General features: G+C 71.9%; 15 protein-coding genes. 13 read left to right on the top strand and 2 right to left on the bottom strand.

Going from position 1 to position 24,823, the window contains the following annotated elements; genetic code table 11:
- The first annotated feature begins 3,575 nt into the window (after nucleotides 1-3,575).
- The 13 genes from AB0M99_RS22630 to AB0M99_RS22570 all read left to right on the top strand — a co-directional run bounded on the left by AB0M99_RS22630 (nucleotide 3,576) and on the right by AB0M99_RS22570 (nucleotide 22,099).
- Entirely contained in the window at nucleotides 3,576-4,028 is a 453-nt protein-coding gene (locus AB0M99_RS22630; RefSeq protein ID WP_365923102.1) for a phage tail protein, read from the top strand.
- Nucleotides 4,028-4,528, top strand: coding sequence for a hypothetical protein (locus AB0M99_RS22625; RefSeq protein ID WP_365923100.1), 501 nt, complete (start codon nucleotides 4,028-4,030; stop codon nucleotides 4,526-4,528). The genes AB0M99_RS22630 and AB0M99_RS22625 overlap by 1 nt, the downstream gene beginning before the upstream one ends.
- Nucleotides 4,525-4,749, top strand: coding sequence for a LysM domain-containing protein (locus AB0M99_RS22620; RefSeq protein WP_365923098.1), 225 nt, complete (start codon nucleotides 4,525-4,527; stop codon nucleotides 4,747-4,749). The genes AB0M99_RS22625 and AB0M99_RS22620 overlap by 4 nt, the downstream gene beginning before the upstream one ends.
- Before the next feature lie 63 nt (nucleotides 4,750-4,812).
- Nucleotides 4,813-6,585, top strand: a complete 1,773-nt coding sequence (locus AB0M99_RS22615; protein ID WP_365923096.1) for a VgrG-related protein — start codon at nucleotides 4,813-4,815, stop codon at nucleotides 6,583-6,585.
- Nucleotides 6,586-6,664: 79 nt separating this feature from the next.
- A complete protein-coding gene (locus tag AB0M99_RS22610; protein ID WP_365923094.1) occupies nucleotides 6,665-7,114 on the top strand; it encodes a GPW/gp25 family protein in 450 nt (149 codons plus the stop codon).
- On the top strand, nucleotides 7,101-9,080 hold the full coding sequence (locus AB0M99_RS22605) for a putative baseplate assembly protein (RefSeq protein ID WP_365923092.1): 1,980 nt from the start codon (nucleotides 7,101-7,103) through the stop codon (nucleotides 9,078-9,080). The genes AB0M99_RS22610 and AB0M99_RS22605 overlap by 14 nt, the downstream gene beginning before the upstream one ends.
- Before the next feature lie 26 nt (nucleotides 9,081-9,106).
- A complete protein-coding gene (locus AB0M99_RS22600; protein WP_365923090.1) occupies nucleotides 9,107-9,754 on the top strand; it encodes a hypothetical protein in 648 nt (215 codons plus the stop codon).
- 35 nt (nucleotides 9,755-9,789) lie between these two features.
- On the top strand, nucleotides 9,790-11,421 hold the full coding sequence (locus AB0M99_RS22595; protein ID WP_365923089.1) for a hypothetical protein: 1,632 nt from the start codon (nucleotides 9,790-9,792) through the stop codon (nucleotides 11,419-11,421).
- The gene (locus AB0M99_RS22590; RefSeq protein ID WP_365923087.1) at nucleotides 11,418-12,746 is read left to right on the top strand and encodes a hypothetical protein; all 1,329 of its coding nucleotides are present in this window, start codon (nucleotides 11,418-11,420) and stop codon (nucleotides 12,744-12,746) included. Before AB0M99_RS22595 ends, AB0M99_RS22590 begins: the two co-directional genes overlap by 4 nt.
- 52 nt (nucleotides 12,747-12,798) lie before the next feature.
- Nucleotides 12,799-13,530, top strand: coding sequence for a DUF4255 domain-containing protein (locus AB0M99_RS22585; protein ID WP_365923085.1), 732 nt, complete (start codon nucleotides 12,799-12,801; stop codon nucleotides 13,528-13,530).
- Nucleotides 13,531-13,707: 177 nt separating this feature from the next.
- The gene (locus AB0M99_RS22580) at nucleotides 13,708-16,530 is read left to right on the top strand and encodes a lantibiotic dehydratase (protein WP_365923083.1); all 2,823 of its coding nucleotides are present in this window, start codon (nucleotides 13,708-13,710) and stop codon (nucleotides 16,528-16,530) included.
- Nucleotides 16,523-17,593: a lantibiotic dehydratase C-terminal domain-containing protein gene (locus AB0M99_RS22575; protein ID WP_365923081.1), complete on the top strand. Its 1,071-nt coding sequence runs from the start codon at nucleotides 16,523-16,525 to the stop codon at nucleotides 17,591-17,593. Before AB0M99_RS22580 ends, AB0M99_RS22575 begins: the two co-directional genes overlap by 8 nt.
- Nucleotides 17,594-17,737: 144 nt before the next feature.
- Complete coding sequence (locus AB0M99_RS22570; RefSeq protein WP_365923079.1) at nucleotides 17,738-22,099, top strand: alpha/beta hydrolase; 4,362 nt, start codon at nucleotides 17,738-17,740, stop codon at nucleotides 22,097-22,099.
- Between the two features lie 230 nt (nucleotides 22,100-22,329).
- On the opposite strand, the gene AB0M99_RS22565 is transcribed toward AB0M99_RS22570, so the two are convergent.
- Together AB0M99_RS22565 and AB0M99_RS22560 are read right to left on the bottom strand one after the other, a co-directional pair.
- Nucleotides 22,330-22,695 carry a contact-dependent growth inhibition system immunity protein gene (locus AB0M99_RS22565; protein ID WP_365923077.1) on the bottom strand — a complete coding sequence of 122 codons (366 nt, stop codon included), beginning with the start codon at nucleotides 22,693-22,695 and terminating at the stop codon, nucleotides 22,330-22,332.
- 24 nt (nucleotides 22,696-22,719) lie between these two features.
- Complete coding sequence (locus AB0M99_RS22560) at nucleotides 22,720-24,723, bottom strand: ATP-binding protein (protein ID WP_365923075.1); 2,004 nt, start codon at nucleotides 24,721-24,723, stop codon at nucleotides 22,720-22,722.
- Between the last annotated feature and the right edge of the window lie 100 nt (nucleotides 24,724-24,823).

Here is a 24,823-nt window from a genome sequence, read left to right as displayed (position 1 = left end):
GATGCCGTCAACAGGGCAACCCCGGAACCGGGTTCGTCCGGCATGCCGACTGCCGGTACGGACACGGGCCCGGCCGCCGGAGCGGCTCAGCACCCGCCCGTGGATGTGGAGCGCGGTATCCGCGAGGCCGCGCCGAGCGGCCCGGCGACCGCAGCCGATGCCCAGGGGCGAGCCGCGGCGCAGGATCCCGTCACGGAGTCCTCACCGGGCCGGCTCGAAGTAGCGGAGGACTGTGCTCCGGGGGTCGGTCCGACACCGGCCGACTCCGGCGTGACCGGCCCCCGTCCCTCCGGCGAGGTCGGTCCCCAGCAGAACCGTCCGGCGCAGCGGTCCGGCAGCGCGGCGGCGCCCGCTCCGGCCCCCCGCCCGCGTCCCCGTCCCCTGACCCCGGATGGCACCACCGACCCCACCACGCCTACTGGGCTGACCGACCCCGGCGGGGCGACCGACCCGACCGTTCCCGCTGTTCCCACCAGCCTGACCCCTCCGTCCGTTCACGCGCCCGATGCAGTGCCAGGGCCTGCCACTCAGCGGCCCACGGATACCCCGCTCCTCCTCGGCAGCGATGACTGCGCCACGTCGGCCGTCGTGGCGCAGCCATCCGGGCTCGGTTCCTTCCGCTGGCTCGCGGGCGCCAGGAGCGCCGTACGGCGGCGCCTCCGAAGCGAGCCGCGCCGTACACCGGCAGACGTTCCGCACCACTCCGCACCGGTCCAGGCGGCCAACGGGCTGTCCGCGCACAGGGCACCGGACGGCGCCGAGCCCGCAGGTACGGGTACAAGTGCGGGTACGGGTACAGGCCCGCGTAGCGCTACCAGCGCCGAAACCCCTCCGATCGGCGGCCCCGCATTGGGCCGTGCCCCGGCTGCGACTGCGGCCCCGGCTTCCGCTCCGGCTGTTCCTGCTCCGAGTGCGGCCCCGGCTCCTGCCGCGCTCCCTGCTCCGAGTGCGGTCACGGCCCCGGCCCCGGCTACGGCTACGGCTACGGCTACGGCTACGGCAGTCGTAGCTTCCGCACCGGCTTCGGCCGAAGCAGCGACTGCGGCTCCCGCCCCGACTCCGGCCGGGGCGCCGACTGCGTCTTCCCTCCCCGCCCCGGCCGCGGTTTCCACCAGGGACACCGCTCCGGCGTCGGCTCCGGCTCCGGAGCTCGCGCCTGGCCCGACCGCGGCTCCTTACCGGGACACGGTTTCGGGTCCGGTCATCGACGCTGGTCCGTCGGCCGGAAGTGGCACACCTGAGCACGCCTGGAGCCAACAACCCGGCTCGGCCGCGCCGCAGGACCAGCCGGTAGCCGTGCTCCGCGCGGGGACCGCCGCCGTGGACCAGGGACACCCTGTTGCCGGTCCCGTCGTTCCCCGGGCTGTGGCCCGTCCGGCAACTGCCCGGCTCTCCACTGCCCGTACGGCGCCCGTTCACGGCACGCACAAGACCGTGGCGGACGAGGACGCGACGGGCGGCGACGTCGCTGTGGGCCCCCACGACGACGCCTCGCCGGCGGTACCGTCCCCCATCCCCGTGACATCCCGCTCCGGCCCGGCGCCCGCCTTCCGTCCGGTCGTACCGTCCCACAAGGGGCGGCGGTCCAGCGCCGACGCCCCCGCCGTCGTGCCTGCCGGCGGCCCCGCACCCTCGGACGATGTCGTCTCCGCCGGGCCGGGCACCCCGTCCGCTTCCGGCGACGGCCACTCGGTCACCCCGGTTGCGGCGGATCCTGAACGCCACCGCTCCGGCGATACCCGCGCCACCACGACCGCTCCGGCCGACAGCGCTCTCCCGCCACGCCGTGACTCACTCGGGGCCGCCCCCGACGCCCCGGACCTCGCTCCGGCGAACCTGTCGGCAAGGCTCGGTCGGCCTGCCGATTCGGTCCGTCACCTCGATCCGGGCCGTCAGCCCGACCCGATCGAGCCCGCCGGGGCACATGGGGACGCGCAGCGGTTCACACACCCCGCCGACACCGCCGTGTCCCGGGCCACCCGGACCCCGCGGGCGCCCTCCGGCGTCCCGCTCCGAGCAGTCGGCACACCCGACACGACGACCCGCGCCACTGTGCGCCCGAGCACGCTGCCGCGTGACCTCCCGCTCTCGCCGAACGGGACCCAGCCCGCCGAACGCTCCTCGCTGCCCGCACCGCGGCGCCGCGCGACCGCCGTCGCACCGCGCCGTGAGAGGGCCGTGACGGAGCCCGAGGACAACCGCGGGCCCGTTGCCGCCTCCGCGCAGCGGGCGAACGACGCACCGGCTCCCGCCGTTTCCGTACAGGAGGCCCGGCAGGCTCGACAGACCGGGGATGCCGGGGAAGTCGGCGAAGTCGGGAGTGCCGGGGAAGCGCGACAGGATCGGGAAACCGACGCGCCGCCCGCGTCGGACCCCTCGCGCCAGGGCGGGGCCCCCGAGACCGCCGTGCCCACTGGCGCCTCCGACGGACAGGACGGCGCCGACGCCTCGGTAGGGCCCGTACGGCCGGACTCCGCTCCCGTGAGGACCGCGGCGGCTTCCGTGGTCCCGCACGAGGAGGACGCCGCGTCAGTTGCCGGGAACGCGAACGCAACGGGCTCCCGGAACGTCGCAACCACGCTCCTCCCCGTTGGAACCGCCCCCGTAGCCGAGCCCACCGCGGACGCCACCAGGACCTCCAAGACCTCCCTCCCGGTCGTACCGGGCACGTCCAGTACGGCCGTGGATCCGGCCCACCCCGTCTCGGCGGAACGGACGGCCACCCGTGAACCTGGGTTCGCGAGCGGTATCCGGGCCGCTCGGCCCGCCTCCCCAGCGGCGCGGCTCGGGCTGCCCGCGCGGCCCGGGCCGCCCGAGCGTCACGTACGCCCCGCGTCGAACCTGCCCGCTCCCCGACCCGTAGAGCGGCGTCAGGTCGCGCTACCGGGCCGCCGGCCCGAGGCACCGGCGCCGGAAGGGGCGTACGGTGCCCCTGATGCGGCCCCGTACGCCCCTTCCGGCGCGGCCCCGCTCCGCGTCACCGGGCCCGCGGCCCGACACCGCCCTACGCGTTCCCCCCAGGTCTCTCCCAAGGGCTCCCCCCAGGGTTCTCCCCGCACCGTCCGGGTGCCCGCGCCGACCGGAGCGGGGCCGGCGTCCTCGTCCGAGGCCCGGCGCGACCGGCTCGGTGCCGCCGCCGAAGCCGCAGCCCCGCGGACGGACGCCCACATCGTCCCGCCCGGCCCGTTCCGCGCCTCCGGCACCGCCACGCGGCGTGGCCCGCTGGTCGTCGCCGAGGCACTCCCGCGGTCCTGGGTCCTCGCGCCTTTCGGTCCGCTGGTACGCCCTCGGCGCCTGGGGGCAGAGCCTGACCCGGAACCGCCGTCCCCGGCGGAGTCCTCCGTGGGGCACGCCGTGTTCCGGCCGGTCGGGGTGGCGGAGTCGGCGCAGCCACCGGAGTCCTCCGACGGGCACGCCGTGTTCCGGCCGATCGCTGCACGGGGACCGCGACCGCGGGTCCTCCCGTACGAAAGCAGCGAAGCGGGGCGTGAGACACCCGCGCCGAAGTACCTCGAAACAGCCCCTGAATGGGGCATCCCGGCGGGCATCCGCCACCCCGAAGAGGAGGCGTCACCGTGACCAGTCAGCCCATTTCAACCGCGAACTTCTGCCTGGCGATCCCCGATGCCGGAATCGAACTCAAAACATTCACCGGGCTATCAGGACTCTCCCTGTGGATGGAGGGTGACGAATTTTACGAGGGTGGCGTCGACTATTCTCCGCACTACCTTCCCACTCGCATCAGGTACAAGCCCCTGGTGGTCTCCCGAAAGTTCTCAGATGAATCGGCAGATACCTGCAAGTGGGTGATCGACAACCTGAAGGACCCACGCCCCCGCACGGGCACGATCTGTTTCCGTAGCAGGGAGGGAAAGGTCCTGGGTGAGTTTGAGCTCCTGCGCCTGCAACCCGTCGCGTGGCGGGGGCCGACCATCGACACCAATAACCACGAGACCGGCACGGAGGAGATCGAGTTCGTGCACGGCGGCTTCAGTTTCCCGAAGGCGTCCGCAGGGAGCAGCAGCTGATGAGCAATGCGGTCTTTCACGCCTTCAAACCGCCGATCGGAAACGAAGAGAAGCCCTCTTCCAAGCCGGTGGAAATGAAGCTCCAGTACAATCCCGCAGACCTGGGCCTGGTCAAGGAGACGCGGTGGGCGCGCCATTCCACTCGATTGGCGCCGCATACATCCACGCCAGAGTTTCTCGGCAGCCAGCCACAGGTTCTGACCATGTCGCTGCTGTTCAGCGAACCGGACAGCACCTCCGATGGTTCCAACGCCGATTCTCGCGCCTCCGTGGCAGAGCGGATCGCCATGCTCAGGACGTGGTGCGAGCCTCATCCGGAGGCCCTCAAGGCCAACGAGTCCTCTCCGCCCTGGATCAAGCTCTTGTGGGGCGAGGCCCCGACATTCGAATGGATGGTCCTGCAAAGGCTGTCGATACGGATCACCCGCTTCTCCGAACAGGGCAAATTGTTGCGCGCGGTATGCGAGTTGACCCTCGAAGAGGTCGGAGTCGACAAATGACCGGAGACCTGCCGGCTCCGACGGTCCGAAAGGCTCCCGGATCGCCGTCGGCCCGGCAGTTCTGCGTCGTGGTGCGGGGGGATTCCCTGCAGTCGATCGCCGTCCGCCACAGCGGTCGCGCCACCGACTGGCGGCGCATCGCCGAGCTGAACGGGATCGACGACCCGGCGAAACTACGGCCGGGCAGCACGCTGCTCCTTCCCGGCCCCGCCGAGTACTGACCTCCGAGGCGACCTGGAACGCAGCCGCCGCCTCCGCCCCTCCGAACGCGTAAGGACAGACACATGACCGGGCGCCACACCGCCGGGCTGGACATCATCGTGGATGGCATGTCCATCTTGCCCGAAATAGCCAATGCCCTGGCATGGGTCTCCGTGGAGGAGGACGGGCGTACCTCCGCCAAGGCCGAGATCGGTTTCCGGGACCCACGCAACGCGTCGCTGTTCAAGGGGTCCGGTGTCGAGCTGAGCAGCCGAATCGAAGTCATCGTGATCACCGCCTCGGGCCCCGTGCCTGTCTTCGACGGCGAGGTGACCGAGTGCGAGGCCCGAGCCTCCGCCGACACCTCAGGTGCGGCCGGGCACACCGGTGGCGTACTGACCGTCATCCGGGCGCGGGACCTGTCCCACCGGCTGCGCCTGGGCCGGCGGACGGCCGCGTACGAGGGCAGGACGGCGGGCGCGATCGCCAAGGCGGTTGCCAGGCGGGCCGGAATCAATTCGCTGGATGTCGACGACACCAAGTTCGCCTACGAATACCTCAGTCAGCCTGCCATGTCCGACTGGGACTTCCTCAGCCACCTGGCCCGGGAGAACGGACGAGACCTGTACTTCCGTGCCGGGAAGCTGCACTTCAACAAGCGGGCGACGGCCGGAGGCAGTCCGCTCGACCTGCACTTCGGGCAGAACCTGATCAGCGTCCGGACGGCCGCGTCGCTGGCCCACCAGGTCCCGAAGGTGGAGGTGCGCGGCTGGGACCGGGAGAAGAAGGTGCCGGTCACCTCCGAGCAGAAGACATCCGGCGACGGGGCGTGGGGACGGCAGTCGTCGGCCTCCTCCGCCCACTACGCGCCCATGGTGCTGACAGGTCTGCCGCGCACGAAGAACGACGAGGCCGCCGCCGTGGCCGAGAGCATGGCCCAGGAGGTGGGGGCGGGTCTCGTGCGGCTGCACGCCGTGGTACGGGGGGAGCCCAGGCTGCGGCTGCGCTCCGAGGTGAAGCTGACGGGCCTCGGCAAGCAGTTCGAGGGACGGTTCACCGTGACGAAGGTGCGGCACCACTTCCACCCGGTACAGGGCTATCGGACCGAGCTGACGGTCGACGAGGGCACCGACCGGGCGGTGGTCGGACAGCTCGGCAACGCGGAGGAGGGGCTGCGTCGCATCCCGGGGTTCGTGCGGGGCAAGGTCGTCGACATCAAGGATCCGAAGAAGCTCGGCCGGGTGCGGGTGAAGCTGGACTGTCTGGACGCGGCGTACGAGACCACCTGGGCGGAGACCGTCCAGTTGGGTGGCAGCCGCGGCCACGGTGTGGTCCTACCGGAGGTCGGCGACGTGGTGGCGGTCGTGTTCGAACAGGGCTGTCTGGACAGTCCGCTCGTGGTCGGTGGCGTCGACGACCCCTTGGACAAGATCAAGCGCACGACGGAGCTCGTCGACTCCAGCGCGGGCCGCACCAATTTGCGGACCTTCGCCTCGAAGCAGGGCCACCGGGTGGAGTTGAACGACGAGAACCGCGCCGGTATGGGGGCAACCCTCGTCACCGGCAACGGCAAGTTGAAGATCCTGCTCGACCAGTACAAGACCGAGATCTCCGTCGACAGTGCCGGCAAAGTCGAGATCAAGGGAGCGAAGGGGGTCTCGATAGACGCGGGTACCGGACCCCTGGACCTGAAGGGCGACTCGGTGAAGATCACCGCGACCCAGGGCATCAAGGTCAACAGCCAGAACCTCAGCCTCAGCGCAATGACGAAGCTCACCGCGAGCGGCGGCAACTCCGAGCTCTCGCTCGACCCCGTGAACGCGAAGCTCCAGGGCCCCCTCGTCAAGATCAACTGATGCCGGCCCGCCCCACGTACCCCGCCCGCACCCACACCTACCCCACACGTCCCCGACCCGAAGACCGGCGGCTGATCCCATGACCAATCTCTTCCTCGGCCACGGCTGGTCCTCCCCCCTGGGCGTGAGCCCATCCGGCGGGATCGCGATGGCCGCAGGCCCCGCGGACGTGGAGCAGTCCGTCCGGCTGATCCTGAACACCGAGCCGGGTGAGCGGCCCATGCGGCCGGAGTTCGGCTGCGCGGTGCGCGACTACGTCTTCGACTCCTTCGACTTCTCCACCAGCGCCGCGCTCGCACAAGAGGTGCGCAGGGCGCTGGAGCGGTGGGAGCCGCGGATCGTCGTGGACGACGTGCGCGTGGTGCGGACCGTCGACCACCAGGAGGTGGTCGACATCCACGTCGCCTATCACCTCGCCGGCACCAACAGCCCGCACAACCTGGTCCACCCCTTCTACCTGATCCCCACTCGCAATACCACGGGTCAGCAGACCGAGCCACAGAGGAGGGACAGCAATGTCTCTGCCTAGCCCCCACCTCGACGACCGTCGCTTCGAGGACCTCGTCGACGACGCGATGCGCTTCATCCAGCGCCGCTGCCCCGAGTGGACCGACCACAACGTGTCCGACCCCGGCGTGGCGCTGGTCGAGGCCTTCGCGCAGATGGTCGACCAGCTCTCGTACCGGGTCAACCGGATACCCGACAAGGTCCAGCTCGGCTTCCTCGACCTGCTCGGCATGCAGCTGACGGCCCCTCAAGCGGCCAGGACGGAGGTGACGTTCACCCTCTCCGCGCCGCAGTCGGCGGAGGTCGTCATCGAGGCCGGGACGGAGGTGGCGAGCGTCCGGACCGGCAGTGCCCCGGCGCGGGTGTTCACCGCGGACCGGGAGCTCACGATCGTCCCCACCGCCCTGACCCACATCGGGTCGGCGGGGGCCGGGCAGCCGCCCGAGCTGGTGACCGAGCGGTTCCTGTCGGGCGAGAGCGTCACCTGCTTCTCCACGCCGCCCGTCCCGGGCGACGTCCTGCTCGTCGGCCTGGACAACGCGGCCCCACGCTGCGCGGTGACGTTGCGCGTGGACTGCCGGATGGACGGCGTCGGCGTGGACCCGCGGCGCCCCCCGCGGGTGTGGGAGGCGTGGTGCGGGGAGAGCTGGGTGCCCTGTGAGGTGGAGAGCGACGCCACCGGCGGGCTGAACCGGCCGGGGGACATCGTGCTGCACCTGCCCGACGGACACACCGCCTCGCTCCTCGGTCGCCGCAAGGCGGGCTGGCTGCGCTGCCAGATCGTCGAGGCGGCCCCGGGGCAGCCGGCGTACTCCTCCTCCCCGAAGGTGTCGGCCCTGGAGGCCTACACCGTGGGCGGGACGACCGGTGCGGTCGAGGGCGAGGGCGTCGCGCGCGACGAACTGGGCGTCTCCGACGGCACCCCCGGGCAGTCCTTCACCGTGCACCGCATTCCGGTGGTCGCCGGATCGCTGCGCGCGGTGGCGGTGGAGACCGCGGCGGGTCGACGGGTGTGGAAGGCGGTGCCCTCGTTCGCCGAGTCCGGGCCGCGCGACCGGCACGTCACCGTCGACGAGGTTAACGGTACGGTCCGCTTCGGTCCGGCCGTGCGCCAGCCGGACGGCACGGTGCGCCAGTACGGGGCCGTGCCCGAGATCGGTGCCCGGATCACCGCGGGCGGCTACCGGCGCGGCGGTGGCCGCAGTGGCAACGTGGCGGCGTCCACGCTGACCGTGCTGCGCACGCCGGTCTCACTGGTGTCCCGGGTGGAGAACCGGATCCCCGCGACCGGCGGGGTGGACGTGGAATCGGTGGAGGGCCTCAAGCAGCGCGCCGGACACTGGCTGCGCACCCAGGACCGGGCCGTGACCGCGAAGGACTACGAGGCGATCGCGAAGGCGGCCTGCCGGGACGCGGGCCGCGTCGAGTGCGTGGCCGAGGCCGAGGGCTCCGAACGCGCAGGTCTGGTACGGGTGCTGCTGGTACCGCGGGTACGGGACGTGCGCGAGGAGGACAGCTGGCGCGAGCTGGTGCCCCCCGAGCCCATGCTGGCCGCCGCCGCGCGCGCCGTGGAGGCGGCCCGGCCGCTGGGCGTGCTGGTGTCCGTCAGCGGGCCCGCCTACCAGGGCGTGACGGTCGTCGCCGAGGTCGAGGCGGCCGAGGGCGCGGACCGGGCCGAGGTCAAGGAGCGGGTGCTGCGCTCGCTGTACGAGTGTCTGAGCCCGCTGCCCGCCACGACGGACCCCGACGGCATCGGCACCGGCGCGGGAAGCCGGTCGGGCTGGCCGCTCGGCCGCGCGCTGCGGCTGAGCGACCTGTACGCGGTGGCCGCGCGGTGCGAGGACGTCGAGTCGGTGGTGAAGCTGGAGATGTACCCCGCCGACATCGGCACGGGAGAGCGGATGCCCGCGTCCGACCGGATCGAGATCGGCCCCGCGACGCTCTTCCTCTCCTTCCGCCACCAGGTCGCCGTGAAGAACGCCCGCTAGCCGAAGCAAGGGAGGGGACTGAACACATGGAGAGACTGCCCTCAGGGGCACCACTGCACCCGGCGATCACCCAGGCCGTCGCCGAGGTGCCGCCGCTGGTGCACGGCAGCAGGTCGCTGCGGGCGATCCTGCCGGAGAGCTACCGGCAGGGCGACTTCGCCGACCGGTACCTGGCCGGTTTCGACGACGCGCTCGCACCGCTGATCACCGCGCTGGACTGCCTGGACGCCTACTTCGACCCTCGCACCGCGCCCGACACCTTCGTGACGTGGATGCTGGACTGGAGCCTGACCTCCCTGCCCGCCTGCGTGGGCTCGCAGGGGCGGCGCAACGCGCTGCTGCTGGGCCACCGGCTGCACGGGCTGCGCGGCACCAGGGCCGGCCTCGACCTGCTGGTGCGCTACGTGCTGGGCGGGCGGCTGGAGCTGACGGAGTCGGGAGGCACGCACTGCGCCGCCGGCCCCGACGACCCGTCGATCCCGGTACCGGGCACGGCGCGGGCGCAGCTGCGGTTGCTGCTGCCGTACGGGACGTCACGGGGGCGGGCAGGGGTGGCCGAGGACGTGACGGAGCTGGTCCGGGAGTGGATCCCGGCGCACGTCAGCGCCGATGTCGTGGTCGAGGACGACGAGGACCCGCTGCTCGTGCGGGGCGCGGCGGGGGGCTCGTACTGATGGGATCGGCCCAGTCGGGACGGCGCGGGTGGCACGTGCAGACCGAACAGGACGTCTGCCCCAGCTGCGGGGTCGTGGCGTACCCGGGCGAGATGTTCTGCGTGTCCTGCGGCGCGTACATGGGGTGGGACCTCACCGGGGGCAGCCGGGTGGTGGACCCGGGAACGCCGGATCCGGTACGGCGGCCGGATCCGGTACGGCCGGATCCGGTACGGCCGGATCCGGTACGGCCCGACCCCGTTGCGGCGCGGCCGGCTCCGGCTCAAGCTCCGGCTCCAGCACCGGCACCTGCCCCGGACAGCGGTGCCGGTACGGCTGGGCGCGGGGCACACCGGGGCCGCAGCGGCGACCACGGCCCGACGGCCGGGCCGGCTCCGGCGGATACCGGTCCGCTCCGCTCGGCCGGAGCCACCGGCCGGCGCCGTAGCGCCGACCCCGCTCCGGCCGGCGGCGACCCGTACCGCTCCGCCGCGGCCGGTCCTGCGGGCGGTACGGGATCCGCGTACCCCACCGCCGGGGCCGGTTACCCGCAGCCCGCACCCTCGCCCTCGTACGGGGCGGCGTACGGGACCCCGTACGAGGCCGCGCCGACCGGGCAGGGCGGCTGGCCCGAGGGGCTGCGCCGGGACCGGAGCGGCCGGACCACCGACCTCACCGGGGAGTTGTTCCGGCCCGACCCGCTCTTCGACCGGGCGCCGACCCCGCCCGCGCGGCCGCAAGCCGCGCGGCGCCCTGCGGAGACCAGCGCCGCGGCCGGCACCCCTGTCGGGTACGCGGCCGCGCCCGTCGGGTACCCGGCGGCCCCGGTCGGGTACGTGACCCCGGCGGCCGAGTCCGCCGCCGAGCGGACCCAGGTGATCAGCGGCGAGGTGGTGCTGTGGACCACCCTGCCCGAGGCGCCCCCGGCCGACGCGACCCCCGCCGGCGGCATCCCCCACCTGATGCTGTGTCCCGAGTGCCGCGAGCCCAACGCGGATACTCGTACCTTCTGCCACCCCTGCGGGTCGCTGCTGCGGCCCGAGCCCGAACCGCCGGAGCCGACCCGCTGGCGGCGGATCCGCCAGGAGTACCTGGAGCGTCCGGACGTCTGGCACTGGGACCGCCGCTGGGGCGTCCTGGCCGTGGCTCTGCCGCTGTGTCTTACGGCGGGCATGTCGATGGGCAGTGCGGCGGCGGCCGCGCAGCGGGCCGTACCGCTGGTCAAGGACCGGTTCCTCTCCCAGTACGCGGTCGCCCCGGACAAGGTGTCCGCGTCGAGCGCGGCCAAGGGTTTCGAGGCGAACCTGGCCTCGGACGGGGTGGACAACAAGGCCTGGGCGCCCAAGGGCACCGGTCAGGACGCGGTGGGCCAGTACTGGACCGCCCAGTTCAACGCGCCGTTCCGGCTGACGTCCCTGCTCATCGTCAACGGCGCGTCCAAGGCCCCGGGGCAGTTCTACGAGACCGGCCGCCCCTCGAAGATCACGGTGACGGTGACCACCACGGACCAGGGCCTGGTGGAGAAGGAGATCAAGCTGGGCGGCCAGCCCGGCCCCCAGCGCTTCGACCTGGGCATCGACAACGTGATGTCGGTCCAGGTGAAGATCGAGGCCGTGCAGAAGGGCCTCAAGCCGAACATGCCGGTCGCCATGGCCGAGATCCAGTTCTTCAGCCGGCAGGGAGCATGAGCGTACGAGCCGAACTCACCGTCCCCGCCGATGTGATCACACCGGGCGAGGCCCTCACGGCGCACCTGCGGGTGTGGAACGAGAGCCGGATCGTGGACGCCTACCGGCTGCGGCTGGTCGGGGCGCCCGCGTGGTGGCCGGACGCCGAGCCCGATCTGGGGCAATTGTCGGTCTATCCCGGCAACCACGAGAAGATCAACATCCCGATCTCGCTGCCTCGGGACAGCGCCCTCGCGCCCGGCCCGCTGACCTTCGCCGTGCGGGTCGCCTCCGTGGAGGACCCGGCCGCGGTGGCCGTGCCGGAGGCGGAGATCCAGGTCGGCGAGTTCCACGACGCGGAGATCGAGCCGGACCGGCTGCGGGTCGGCGGGGCGCTGTGGAGCAGCAACCTGGTCGTGGTGGAGAACACCGGCAACGCGACGGCGACGGTGCGGCTGCGCGTCGCGCCGGAGGCCAAGGACGCGCCGCTGAAGGTGTCGCTCCGGCGCTCCCGGCTGGTCCTGAAGCCCGGGGAGCAGGCCCGGGTCAGCCTGCTGACGCGGGTGCTGAACCCGATGTTCACGGGTACGGCGGCCAACTGGCCGGTCGTGATCCACGTCGAGCAGGAGCACGCGGAGGAAGGATCCGCCTCCTTCACCCACCGGCAGCGCCCGCTGCTGCCGAAGCCGGTGCTCAAGGCACTGATCGCGGTGGTGACGGCATTGGTCGCGTTCGCGGTGCTGTGGATCTCCCCGGTGGGCGGCAAGAAGCCGAAGGCCGAGACCGAGTCCGCCAAGGGCCCTTCGCAGGTGGAGGCGGTGCAGGAGGAGCAGAAGAAGGAGGCCGACGCGAAGAAGCAGGAGGAGGAGAAGGCGGAGAAGGAGAAGAAGGACCAGGACTCGGCGGGGGCCCCGAAGAAGAAGCCCTTCCAGGAGTCCCTGGTGGCCGACACCAAGACCGGCCGGCCGATCGCGGAGTACACGATCCCCAAGGACTACCGGCTGGCGGTCAAGAGCGTGCAGCTGACCGCGGGCGGTCCGCCGACCGGCTTCCTCTTCCTCAGGGCGGCGGGCGTGCAGTTGGCGAGCGTCGGGGTCAACAGCGTCAAGGACGTCACCGTGCCGCCCACGCTGTCGCCGAAGGAGAAGGAGAAGCTCAGCCTCGAACTGGACTGCCCCGCCCCGCCCTCCGGGAGCCCGGTCACCCCTCCGCCCGCCTCCGGCGCTCCCTCCTCGCCGCCCGCCCCGCCGGCCGCCCCGACGACCTGCACGGCGACCGCGCTGATCGTGGGCGAGCTGATCCCGCTCACCGGCCCGAACGCCGAAGAGATCAAACCCAACCCGTGACCCCGTCCACCGCGCCCCCCGCGCCCGTCCTCAAGAAGGAGCCGACCGTCCCATGAGCATCGTCCAGCACGTAGACGACACCCTGGAGCGCGAACTGCGCGCCGGCCCGCTGAGCGGAGTGAACGCGGAGATCGCGTTCGAGACACCCAACTCCGACTGGGCCGCCCGGCGTTCCGGACTGTGCGTGAACCTCTTCCTGCACGGCATCGAGGAGGACACGACGAAGCGGCAGTCGGGCGACACCAACATCATCGATGAGAACGGCGTCGTCGTCGGCCGCAGCAAGCCGGCCCGGTCCTTCCGGCTGGGGTACGCCATGACGGTGTGGGGCCACAGCCCGCGGGACGAGCACCGGCTGCTGGGTACCTTGCTGGAGTGGTGCGTGGCCACCGAGCGGCTGACGCCGGCCCCGTCCGTGCACCCCGGCACCCCGCTCGAGGAGCGACCGCTCCTCGCGCTGCGCGAGGTCCCCGACGGAGCCGAGTCTCCCGCCGCGAAGCTCTGGTCGGGCCTGGGAACTCCGGCCCGGCCCGTCCTCGACCTGCTGGTGACCGTGCCCGTCGGCCGCCCGGACACGCAGGTCACGACCAAACCGATCCGGGGGTTCGGCCTGCGGGCCGCCGCGCTCGATCCGCCGGTCGTGCCGCCGGAGCCGCCGCACCGCCCGCCCCGGCCCCGGGGCACTGTCCGGCCCCGGCGCAACGTGGAGGAGATCAGCCGGAAGTCCTCCAGTGGATACACACCGTCATCTTCTGCCCCACACGCGGAGAAAACCGGCACCTAGATTGAATCCCGGCACCTTCGGGATTCTCGGATCATGGGCGAGGCGGGCAGGACAGTGCGGCAGTTGTGCGAGGCGGCGTGGCAGTTCACCGGCCCGGGAACGGGGACGGGGACTGGGACTGGGAATGGGACTGGGACGGGTCCAGTACCGGGCCACTGGGTCGCACCGACCTTCGCGGTGCGCGCCGCCGGAGTCCCGGCCGCGGAGCTGACCGCGCTGCGCGCGACCCGCACGTGGGCCGCGGTCGACTCCCTCGTACCGGCGCACCGCTGGCTCGCCGAGGAGGGGCGGCGGCTGTCCGCACTGCTCCCCCGGCCGTCCGACCGTGCCGTTGCCACCGGCGGGCTGCGGCCCGCCGTCGCCGCGGTCCGCTCGGCGCTGGCAGGGCTGGTGCCACCGGGCGAATGGGTGTGGGACCAGCGGGTGTGGGAGGCGCTGCCCGGGGAGGTGTGCGAACGCATCGAGCGATGGCTCGGCGAACTGGAGCGCTACCGCCTCTGCGCGGCCGAACTCGCCGGAATCCACGCCGCCGAGGCCCCCGCCACGACGGCCGCGCTGCGCACCGCGGTCGGCGGCCGCACCTTCCGGCGCGGCCTGGTCCAGGGCAGCCCCGAGGTCTTCGAACAGCTCGACCGCTGGCTCCAGGACCCGGCGGCGATACCTGGTGACGCCGAGCTACGCCTACTGGTCCGCCAGGTGGCCCGTGCGGCCACCCGCCCGGGCCGGTACTCGACCTTCACCGTGACGGCGGCCGGCACCTTCCGCCGGGGACCGCACGGGGACACCCCGACGGGCCGGCAGTCCGGCAACCGCCCCGACCTCAGCCGGCCCGACGACGACCGGCTGGACCTCGGCCGGCCCGACCTCGACGTGCCCGGCGGCGCCGCCCGGGGGGTCGTCGAGCCCAGTGTGTGGATGCTCCGGCAGCTCGGCTGGCAGCTCGCCACGCGGCCCGAGCTGGCCCCGCGGCTCGGCGTGCGGGTCAACCCGAGCGCCGTGGAGGAGGACGGCCACCTGTGGTTCCTCAGTTCCGAGACGGGTGAGCCCGTCTCCCGGACACCGGCCGACGAGGCCGTACGGAGCTGCCTGCGGCTGGTGCGCGAAGCACCCGGCGGGGCGACCCTCGGCGGGCTGCGGGCCGATCTGCTGGCCCTGGGCGGGCGGACCCCGCAGCAGGCCGATGCGCTCGTCGACGCGCTGGCGGCCGTGGGCCTGCTGGAACTGCGGTTGCCCTTCGCCGACCAGGCCCCCGACCAGTTGGGCGGGTTGCTCGCCTGGGCCGGGCCGACGGGCGGCCGGCCGTCGGCCGCGGGAAGCACCGCCGCCGCCGGAGGCCGCGGCGTCGCCGCCCCGCTGCGCGAACTGCGCCGGCAGCTGAGGGCGTACGAGGCCGCCGACAGCCCCGCCGAACGGGCCGCCGCCCGCTCCGCCGCGCGGGCCGTGCTGCGCAGCCCCGAACTCGCGCCGGCCCCCGGCGGGCCCGTCCGGACCCCCGCCCGGCTCCGGACCCGGACCCGGACCGCCGCGCGCACCACCTTCCACGAGAACCTGCTGTCCGACACCGCCGTGGAACTGTCCTGGGAGCGGTGGCGGCCGGTCTGCGAGGACCTTCAGACCGTGCGCCGCCTCGCCGGGCTCTTCGACGCCGACCTGCCGCTCAAGCTGGCGCTGGCCTCGGTGCTGCGCGACCGGTTCCCCGACGGGCTCCCGCTGCTGTCGTTCTACCGCTACGTCCAGCAGTCCGCGCACGCCGTGCACGCTCCGGCGCCCGGCCGGATCGGGGCGGCCGAGCTGCGGTCCCTGCTCGCCGGGCCACCGGCGCCGGACGCCGGCCCCGGTGCCGGTCCGGCCGGCAGCGCGCTCGGCCCGCTCCGGCAGCTCGCGCTGCTGCGGGCCCGCGCCCTGGACCTCCTCGGCGACGGGCCGCGCGGCGCGGGCCGGCCGGGCGACGCGGCGCCGATGCGGGTCGAAGCTGAGCGGCTGGAGGCGCTGTTGGCGGCGCTGCCCGCCCATGTGCGCGCGCCCGAGTCCCTGACCTGCCTCGTCCAGCCGCTGGAAGCCGATCCGACCGGCGAGCCCGCGCCCCGCACCCCGTACGGCCACGCCCAGAGGCTCGTCCTCGCGGGCCTCGGCACCGGGTTCGGCGCGGGCCGGGCCCGGTACGACCGGCTGCGCGCCCAGGACGCGGCCCGGCGCGGCAGCGGCGACCGGGCCGACGCGCCCGCGCCCCGGCCCCGTTACACCGCCACCGCGCCGGGCCGCGTCTACGCCGAGACCGACGGAGTCTTCGGCTCGAACCTCAACCTGCGGGCCCCCGGCGTGGCCCACCGCATCGACTACCCGTTCACGACCACCGGCGCCGACTGCCCCGAGGACCGGCGGATCCAGCTCACCGACCTGCGCGCGGCCCTCGACCCGGACACCGGGCTGCCGGTGCTGCGCTCGGCGCGCCTGGACTCGGTCGTGGTCCCGTTGCACCTGGGCAACATGGCCGTGCTGCTGCTGCCGCCCGCGCTGCGGTTCCTGGTCCGCGGCTTCGGCGTGCACGGGGCGCCGGACCGGCTGCCGTGGGACGCCCCGGGCCCGCTGACCACGGCCGACGCGGTGGGGTTCCAGCCGCGCGTCGAGCTGGGCCTGCTGACGCTGCGCCGGGCCGCCTGGCGGCTGCCCGCCCGGTTGTTCCCGGTCCGTCGGCCCACCGAGCCCGAGCACACCTACCTGGTGCGGCTGGCCGCCTGGCTGGACGAGCACGGGCTGCCGCGGGAGTTCTTCGCCCGGGTGGTGCCGGACGGAGGCGGGGAGGCGGGTACCCGCCCGCTGTACGTGGACGTGGCCGTACGGCCGCTGCTGGCCTCGTTCACCCGCTCACTGCCGTGCGGGACCCGGGCCGCGGACGCGGTCCTCGTCCTCCAGGAGGCGCTGCCCGCCCCGGAGGGGCAGAGCAGGGTGACCGAGTACGCCCTGGAGATCAACGGACCGGAGGTGCGATGTGGTGAGTAACAGTCAACACACGGGGCACAAGGGCCCCCTGCCCAGCCGGGGCTGGGCCGCCGCCGACGACTGGGTGAGCCTGCACGTCTACCACTGGGGCGACCAGGACCTGCTGCTGTCCCGGGCCGTGACCCCGTTGGTGCGCGGGCTGGAGGAGGCCGGGCTGCTGCGCGGCTGGTTCTTCCAGCGCTCCTGGGAGGGCGGACCGCACGTACGGCTGCGGCTGCTGCCCGCCCACCCCGTGCAGAGCGGCGCCGTGCGCCGCGCCGCCGAGGGGCGGCTGTCCGCGCACCTGGCCGCGCATCCCACGGCGGCCCCCGTCACGGCCTCCTCGTACGCCGCCTCGGTCACTGCGTACGCCCGCGCGCACGGGCTGAACGCCACCGCCCGGTCGGTACGGGCCGCGGACACCCTGGAGGAGGTCCCGTACGTCCGCGAGCCGGACTGGTACGGCCACGGCGAGGCGGTCACGGCCGTCGAGCGGCACTTCGCCCAGTCCAGCAACCTGGCGCTGTCCCTGCTGTCGGGGACCGCCGCCCGGCCGGCCCGGATGAACGTGGTGCTCGCGCACCTGACGATGGCGCTCGCCGCGTCGGGGCTGAGCATCGTCGACTGCGCCCGGCTGACGGACCCCCAGGTGATACTGGCGCGCCCGCGCCCGTCCGAGCGGCGCCGGATCGCGAGCGAGGCCCAGGCCACCTACCGGGCCCGGGGCGCGAGCCTGCGCGAGCAGACCCGCCGGCTGTGGTCCCCGGGCACCGCCCCGCGGAGCACCGGCCCGGCCGCCGCCTGGTCGCACTCGGTACGGACCCTGGCCGCGCGGCTGACGGCGCTGGCCGCCGAGGGCTCGTACGCGCCCGCCGGCCTGGCGGACCTGTACCCGGACTCGGCCTGGCCGGGCCCCCGCCGCCGCCCGGACGCGGCGATAGCCGCGCACCACGCACTCAACGGCGCCGCGCACCAGTTCGCGAACCGGGTCGGCATCGGCCGCCGCCAGGAAACGTACCTGCGCCTCCTCCTGGCCCAGACCCTCCACGACCTGGCCCGCCCGGGCGGGCCGCACCGGGTCTGAGGCAGGGCCGCGCCGACTGTCGACCTTTGGCACCTGGCTGTCCTCGAAATATGCGGGGCCGCGCGCCCGCCCCTTCATAGGTTGGCGGTGCCATGTGACAGGTCTCCCTCCGCTTTCGCGGTCCGAAGCTAGGACAGCCACGACATGACCCTCGGTCCCTACGCCCCCGCGCATTCGTCCCCCGGCCCGGAGCGCAGGCGCGTCCAACGCCCCGTCCTCCCGTCCGCGCCGAGCAGTTCCGTACCGACGGGGGCGGAAGCGGCCCTGGGGGCCTGGGCGGAGCCCCGGGCAACACCCACCGCACCGCTGGCAGCGGCAGAGGATTTTGATCCGGCACCGGAACTCTCCCTCGACGCCGGCCAGCCCCACGACTTCGCCCAGGCGGACACGGCCAACAGGCGGGAGCTCGCGGCGGACCTGGACCGCCCGGCGCCCGGACCGGAGGGCCCCGCCGAAGTCACGCCGGAAGTCTCCCGCCGTGACGCGGAAGCCGCCGGCTCCGCCCTCACCGACGCGCTCCAGGGCGGCGAGAGCGACCCGTTCCAGAGCATGTCCCGGATCGCCACCACCACCTCGAAGCCGGCACTGAAGGATCTGCGCAGGGCCAACGCCTACCACCTGGTCAAGGGCCTCGCGGCCGGGTCCGGGCTCCCCTGCCACGTCCTGTCCTACGATCCGGAGTTCGAGGGCGTGGGCCGGATGGCCGTCGCCCTGGGTGACATCGAGACCGCCACCCACGTCTGCGTCCTGGTCCCCGGCATGGGCAGCGATCCTTCGAACTTCGACGAACTCGTCCGCCGCACCCGCACCGTCTACGACGAATGCGGAAGGGTCGGCCCCGCGGCGAAGGTGGCCGTCATCGCCTGGCAGGGCTACAAGGCTCCCCGCGACATCCGCGCGGGCAAGGGCGAGGTGGGCAACGACCAGCCCGCCAAGGACGGCTCCCGGCTCCTCAACATCGACCTCGCCCACTGGCGCGCCCTGTGGAAGAACAGCACCGCCCGCAAGAGCGCCGGCTTGCGGGCACAACCCGAGATCACCGTCAACGGGTTCAGTTACGGAAGCGTCGTGGCCGGTTACGCCCTCATGCGGCGCACCGAGCACGGCGGCATCACCGACGGGGCCAAGGGCGCTCTGACCGGTACCACCCGGGAAGCCCTTCGCCAGTTCGTCTCCCTGTTTCCTCCCACCGCCGTCGCCAAGAAGCGGATGCAGGGCGGCACCTGGACACAAGCGGTGACCGAAGGCGCAAAGAAGACACTGCCCATCGCCGAGCTCGCCGCGGACCCCTCTCTGCTCTCGGCCGCCGCGTACGCGTACGCCCCCGCGAAGGCGACCGTGATGCGCTCCGTCAACCAGGCCCGCGCCGCCTACAAGAGCGAGCCCCTCGGCGGCGGAGAAGCCGATTACCTCGTCCTCTTCGGCAGCCCCGGCACCGGCCGCCGCGCCCAGCACCTCAACATCCCCGCCACCCGCATCTTCGCCGCCGCCCACAAGCACGACACCATCAGCCAGCTGAACTACTTCAGCATCGACCCCACCCACTCCAAGTACGACAACTTCACCGGCAGGGTCACCCGCCTCAAGTCCGAGTACATCCCCGACCCCACCCTCAGCTGGAAGGAAAAGCGGGAACGGGCCCACACGAGCTACTACGACGCGGCCACCGAGACCCAGCCCGCTCGGGAGTCCCTCACCAACCTCGCCCGCATCGTCACCGGGAACCGCCACAAGGTCACCACCAAGAACAAGCGGTCCGGCTTCATCGTCGAAGGCCACAAGAGCCTGTTCGCCCGCCCCTTCACCAACCCCCCGACCAACTCCCCGCTGCCGGTGAAGGCCACTGCCAAGAAGACCACGAAAGCCGGGGGCGCCACGGTCCTGAAGCGCAACCGCCGAAGCCTGCGGGGCGAATCCGCCATGCTTCCCGCTCAGGAGACCGGGATGTGCTACCCCGGATTCCCGAAGCTGACCGGCGACAGTGATTTCTCCCGGATGATGCTGGAGGGCAGAGGCAAGGGGAAGTTTTCCGTCGCCAATGGCATCGGGTTCTTCACCTCGGAATTCATGGATATCCTCACGGACGGCGACGAAGTACACCTCAAGTCCAGGCTGGATCCCCTCGATGGCGTCAACAAGCGGAGGGTCCTCGTATCCGAGCACCACGACGATGGCTCCGTTGATTTCCACTTCGAGGACATCGACCAATGGGCCGACCCTACGAAGATCCTGACGCACGGGAAACCAAATTTCATTATCGTAGCCCTGATATCTGACACATGGCACGGCCCGATGAACGACCTCGACATGGGCAGCATGTCGTACGACTGGCTCTTCGCCGAGGTGACGGACGAGCTCTGGAACTCCTTCCCGGCCGCCGCCACCGATTTCGACGATCTCAACAAGATAATGCGTCGAAACGAGACGGAGTTCACAATCGGCCGCTCCGCAGCGGCCACGAAACAAACGATCGATGCAGTCAGAAAGCACACCCAGCGGTCGACGGAACAGACATATTCCGATGAGAACTACGCCAACGCGCTCGCCGAGGGACGAAGTCTGAAGGTCTTCGGCAGTGCCCGCTCAAAGACAGGTCAGCACTTCAATTCTGGCGAAGTCTACCTCGTCGACGCCGGCACGTCGGGAATGAAAATCGAGACGAAGACCGGCTCGGGTAAAGCATTCGCCTTGAATGATCCCGCCTGTTCGTTCTTGCACCTTCCACCGGCATCCGATTTCAAGAAGACTCCCATCGGGGGGAGGGTGAAGTGCCCGCCACCCCTCTCCACATCGGGTGACCGCCTTCCCATACTGGCCCTGTTCGGCGATCACAGGCTCATCGGCATCATCCCGATGGATAACAAATGGCATTCGATCACCTTTGACACGAAGAGTCTGATCGAGGCCGGACAGAGCATTTTCGGCGCCATCGTGACCAGCCGTTCCGAAGCAAGCGCCCTGCCTCCCGGTATCCGAGGTGAGAAACTCCTCCCGTATTCCGCCGACATCAGGTCCGACGAAAACGACCAGATAGCCGTGACGGAGAAATGGTTCACCGAACTGGAGCACGGCCCGAACCCCATGGTCGACGCTTCCTTCGACTGGAGGGGTCTAGCCCGTTCCACCGATCCCACCCTCGCGGTTCTCAAGGACCTGGGGATTCCCGACGAATCAGTACCGGTCGCCAAGGTGATGCTGAAGACGATCGAAACCGCGGAGAAGACACCACTCACCGATGCCGCGGCCAAGGCCATGGCCGCGAGTCGCGAGTACGTGGGCTCGATCAACCGCGTGAGGCCGTTCCATCGTCACGTACACCCGACCAAGTATGCGGATGGACGGATTCCGCTCGACACAGAGGTAATTGAAGACCTCAAGACGCTGAATCCCGACGCCTGGACAGTCAGTTACCGAAAGGAGTGGGCGAAGGCAAAGCTGGCCGTCAGCAACGCCCAACAGGATTTCGACAAGGCTGTCGTCCTCCTCAACAGCGAGCTGAAGACAAGCGCCAACAGGGCCGGGGCCGGGGTAAGGACCGACGACATCTCGGTTCCGACCAAGAGTCCGTCAAGGGCTTTCAACAGTGCATTCATGGTCCTACTTGCCGCAAACCTCGGGATATCCATATTCGGCGGTGGCATAGCAGAGGGAGACACCCTTCACCATGCCGTGGCGGCAGGATCGAGCATCGCAGTCGCCATGCCGCTCATCGAAAACTCCCTGACCGCACTGGGCAAGACCGCGGCGGCCGGGAAGGTCGCCAAGGCCGCGCCGGTCGTGTCTCTCGTCGCGAACGTCCTGTCACTCTCCAACAACCTACGAGCCGACGTTATCGACGGGTGGGCCGTATCCTTCGACCTCATGGGCATCTCTGCAGACGTCCTGGCACTCCTTGCCCTGAAGTTTGCCGCCCTGTCTCCCCTGGCCACGGGGCTGGGCATGGCCCTCGCCATTCCGAGCATCGCTTACATGCTCTATCACTGGGGAAATAAACTCCCTCACCCCGATGATTTTGCGCAGGCTCTCGGCAGCAAACTGGTGGCCGGGGTCACCACTTCGCTGGAGGACCACAGGGTCAATCTTCATCAAGTGCTGAAGGGCACGGGATGCTCGGATCGCGACATCGCGGGACTGTGGAACAGCACCGAGCGGTCACGCACGTCGAAGGCCCTCATCGAAAACTTCAACAAGCAGGTCACCTCGTCACCCGTCACCAGTGGGCTTTCACTGGCCAACCAGAGCGATATCCAGGACCAAATAGAAGCGGTCGTTCCCAACCGTTCGGGATACCCGGCCTCCGTGCGATTCCGAGTTCCGGAAAGGGTCCTGCTGAAGCTCTACGATGAACTCACAAAGTACTGCATCAACAAGATGCAGAACACTTCGCCCGACGCATTGAATCGGCTGTCGTTCTCCTTCAGGGGATGGCTGGCAACCCACGAAGGGCAGCGATGGGTGGCGGAGTACCGGAGGAGCTACATAAAGCCGGGGGTCGTGGGTCTCTGAGACCGTTTTTCATCTGCTGCGTCCCGTTGTTGAGGCGCTTCGTTGAGCCCGCCCTTCGGCTCCCGCCCGTGCGGGTGGAGCCGAAGGGCGGGCGTCGGGAGGATCATCTCCACCGACACGCTCCGCCCGACCGCTCGTGCGGCACTCCCCGTAGACCGTCGGCCCGGCCCGGCGCCGACGGCAGCCGTTGTCGGCGGCCTACGGGGCCAGGAGCCCCGCGATCGCGTGCTTCATGGCAGGCGGGCACGTCGGCCAACCCCGAGACGATCAGGCGGACGTCCCGCCCCAGTTCGGGGGGACTCGCTCCAGACCTCCGCACTCCTCGTGAGCACGGCGGCCAGCAGATCGCCCTCGTACATCTCGCCTTCCGCCAGTGGGGCGACCTGAAGGACCTCCACCGCCAAGGGCAGGAGATGGGCAAGGCCGACGTCTTGCCCGATCAACAACCGCAGGTCCTCGACCGACAACCCGCCGATCGGCTTGCGCCGAAGCTCGCGCACGGTCGCCATCAGCCGGGTTTCGCCGTCCGACGGGGCCGACCAGCGGTCACGCTCAAGCTCCTCAAGGGAACGGTCACGGTTTACGGGTCGAGTCACCGGCCGATCGTCCCATGTCAGATCTCACACACGGTCTGAGAAATCGAAGAGGCGGCCCAGTTTGGTGTATTCCGTCTCGATGCCGGCGAGGAGGTCCTCGGCGGTGACCTTGCGGCCTGCCGCCACCGCTTCGAAGGCCGCGCTCTCGACGCAGGCGCGGATGCTGCCGCCCGCCAGGTCGTAGGCCTGGGCGAGGGTGTCGATCGGGAGGTCGTCGGGGGCCGAGGTGCCGAGCAGGGAGCGCCACAGGCGGGCGCGGACGTCCGGGCCGGGGCTCTCGAAGTGGACGACCTCGTCGAAGCGGCGGGTGAAGGCCGAGTCGATGTTGGAGCGGAGGTTGGTGGTGAGGATGGCCAGCCCGTTGAAGGCCTCCAGGCGTTGTAGGAGGTAGCCGCTCTGCATGTTGGCGTGCCGGTCGTTGGAGCCCTTGACCTCGCCGCGTTTCGCGAACATCGAGTCGGCCTCGTCGAAGAGGACGACGGCGTCGAGCGTTTCGGCTGCGGAGAAGACCCGTTCGAGGTTCTTCTCCGTCTCGCCGATGTACTTCGAGACGATCGACGGCAGGCTGATGACGTAGAGGTCCAGGCCCAGCTCGCAGGCCAGCGCCTCGGCGGCCATGGTCTTGCCGGTACCGGACTCGCCCGCGAAGAGGGCGGCAGTGCCCTGGCCGCGGCCGCCGCCCCGGCGCATGCCCCAGTCCTGGAAGACCTCCTCCCGGTGGCGGACCCGGGCGACCAGCATGTCCAGGCGGCGGCGCACGGCCCCCGGCAGGACCAGGTCCTCCCAGCCCACCGCGGGCTCGATGTGCCGGGCCAGAGCACCGAGTTCTGCGGCCGACCGCAGCCGGGCCGCGGCCCGTACCTCGGGCATGGCGGGGGTGGCGGCGCGCAGGGCGCAGCCGCGGTGCACGCGCTCCACGGCGGCGGAGGCGGCGGAGCCGAGCTGGTCGCGGGGGTGGCGTGCCGCGGCGGAGCGCAGGTCGGTCTCGTCGGGCATCGGCGCGTCCCACTCGTACGCGGACCAGGGCTGGGCCCCGTAGAGCAGCAGCGGCGGCTGCGCCGCGTCCAGGCGGGCGGCAACGCCGCGCAGCAGGTCGACGCGTTCGGGGGTGGCGGTTCCGGGCGGCGGTACGGGCAGCAGTACGGCGGCGCCCAGCAGCCGGGCCTCGAGCGCGGTCCGTTCGGCCAGCAGCGCGGGCGCGGTGTCGGTGGCGGCGGCGAGGAACGCCTCCGGGTCGAGGAGCAGGGGTACGAGCCCACGCGCGGCGAGCGCTCCGCAGGCGGCGGGGAGGGCTTCGCCGCGGATGCCCTGGCGCAGGTAGCGGGTGCGGCCGGGGTCGGTGGCGAGCGCTTCGTGGAGCGCGGCGAGGCGGTCGGGGTCGGCTCCGTGGGCGGCTTCGGGGTGCGGGGGCAGCACCCGCAGCCAGGCGGCGCCGCCGGCTCCGGGGCCGCCGTCGCGGCCGGCGAGGAAGTCGACGAGGCGGCCGGGGACGTTGAGCAGCCGGTCGGGGAAGGCCTCGGCGGCGTCCTCGTAGGAGAGCAGGCCCGCCTCGAGCAGGGGTGAGCCGGGCCGCAGCAGGCCGGCCGCGATGGCCTCGGGCACGGTGATGCCGTGGGTGGAGAGGGCGACGGCGACGGTGGGACGGGAGGAGGTCCGCCCGCTCAGGAACCGGAACGCGGTGCCGCAGACGGGGTTGATCTCCGGGAGGAGGCAGGTGAGCAGGATGTCGGTCTCGCGCTCGGTGAGGCCGAACTCGCGAACCAGCCGGGCCAGCCGGTCGCCCTGCCCGTCGAGTTCCGTCAGTTGCCCTGCGTCGGGCCATCGGGGTGCGGCCGATGTGGCTCGGGGGCCGTCCGGGGAACCGTGCTCGTCGTCCGGCTCCGGATCGTCGAGGCCGTCCGGACCGCAGCCCGGGTCCGTCGGATCGCCGGACTCGTGGCGCAGGTAGAGCCGCCGCAGTCGCTCCTCCACGACGTCGAGGCGCTGCCCGAACAGGGGCGTGGGGGTGGGGGTGGGCGTCGGCGTCATGCGGGGGCGGTTTCCTTCGCTGCGCGGGGCGGGGCCGCGGGGCGCGGGATGCACCGCCCCGGGGCCGCGGGCCGGACCGGCCCACTTCGACCCTAGGCAG

The sequence above is a fragment of the Streptomyces sp. NPDC051183 genome, from assembly GCF_040682455.1.
Taxonomy (GTDB): Bacteria; Actinomycetota; Actinomycetes; order Streptomycetales; family Streptomycetaceae; genus Streptomyces.
The sequence above is the reverse complement of the archived record's forward strand: the minus strand, read 5'-3'. Positions and strand labels throughout refer to the sequence as shown.

Excerpts from the sequence above, each read along its gene's own strand:
- AB0M99_RS22590 (WP_365923087.1), top strand. The coding sequence starts at position 11,418 with ATGAGCGTACGAGCCGAACTCACCGTCCCCGCCGATGTGATCACACCG.
- AB0M99_RS22610 (WP_365923094.1), top strand. The coding sequence starts at position 6,665 with ATGACCAATCTCTTCCTCGGCCACGGCTGGTCCTCCCCCCTGGGCGTG.
- AB0M99_RS22605 (WP_365923092.1), top strand. The coding sequence starts at position 7,101 with ATGTCTCTGCCTAGCCCCCACCTCGACGACCGTCGCTTCGAGGACCTC.
- AB0M99_RS22620 (WP_365923098.1), top strand. The coding sequence starts at position 4,525 with ATGACCGGAGACCTGCCGGCTCCGACGGTCCGAAAGGCTCCCGGATCG.
- AB0M99_RS22560 (WP_365923075.1), bottom strand. The coding sequence starts at position 24,723 with ATGACGCCGACGCCCACCCCCACCCCCACGCCCCTGTTCGGGCAGCGC.
- AB0M99_RS22615 (WP_365923096.1), top strand. The coding sequence starts at position 4,813 with ATGACCGGGCGCCACACCGCCGGGCTGGACATCATCGTGGATGGCATG.
- AB0M99_RS22625 (WP_365923100.1), top strand. The coding sequence starts at position 4,028 with ATGAGCAATGCGGTCTTTCACGCCTTCAAACCGCCGATCGGAAACGAA.
- AB0M99_RS22600 (WP_365923090.1), top strand. The coding sequence starts at position 9,107 with ATGGAGAGACTGCCCTCAGGGGCACCACTGCACCCGGCGATCACCCAG.
- AB0M99_RS22585 (WP_365923085.1), top strand. The coding sequence starts at position 12,799 with ATGAGCATCGTCCAGCACGTAGACGACACCCTGGAGCGCGAACTGCGC.
- AB0M99_RS22570 (WP_365923079.1), top strand. The coding sequence starts at position 17,738 with ATGACCCTCGGTCCCTACGCCCCCGCGCATTCGTCCCCCGGCCCGGAG.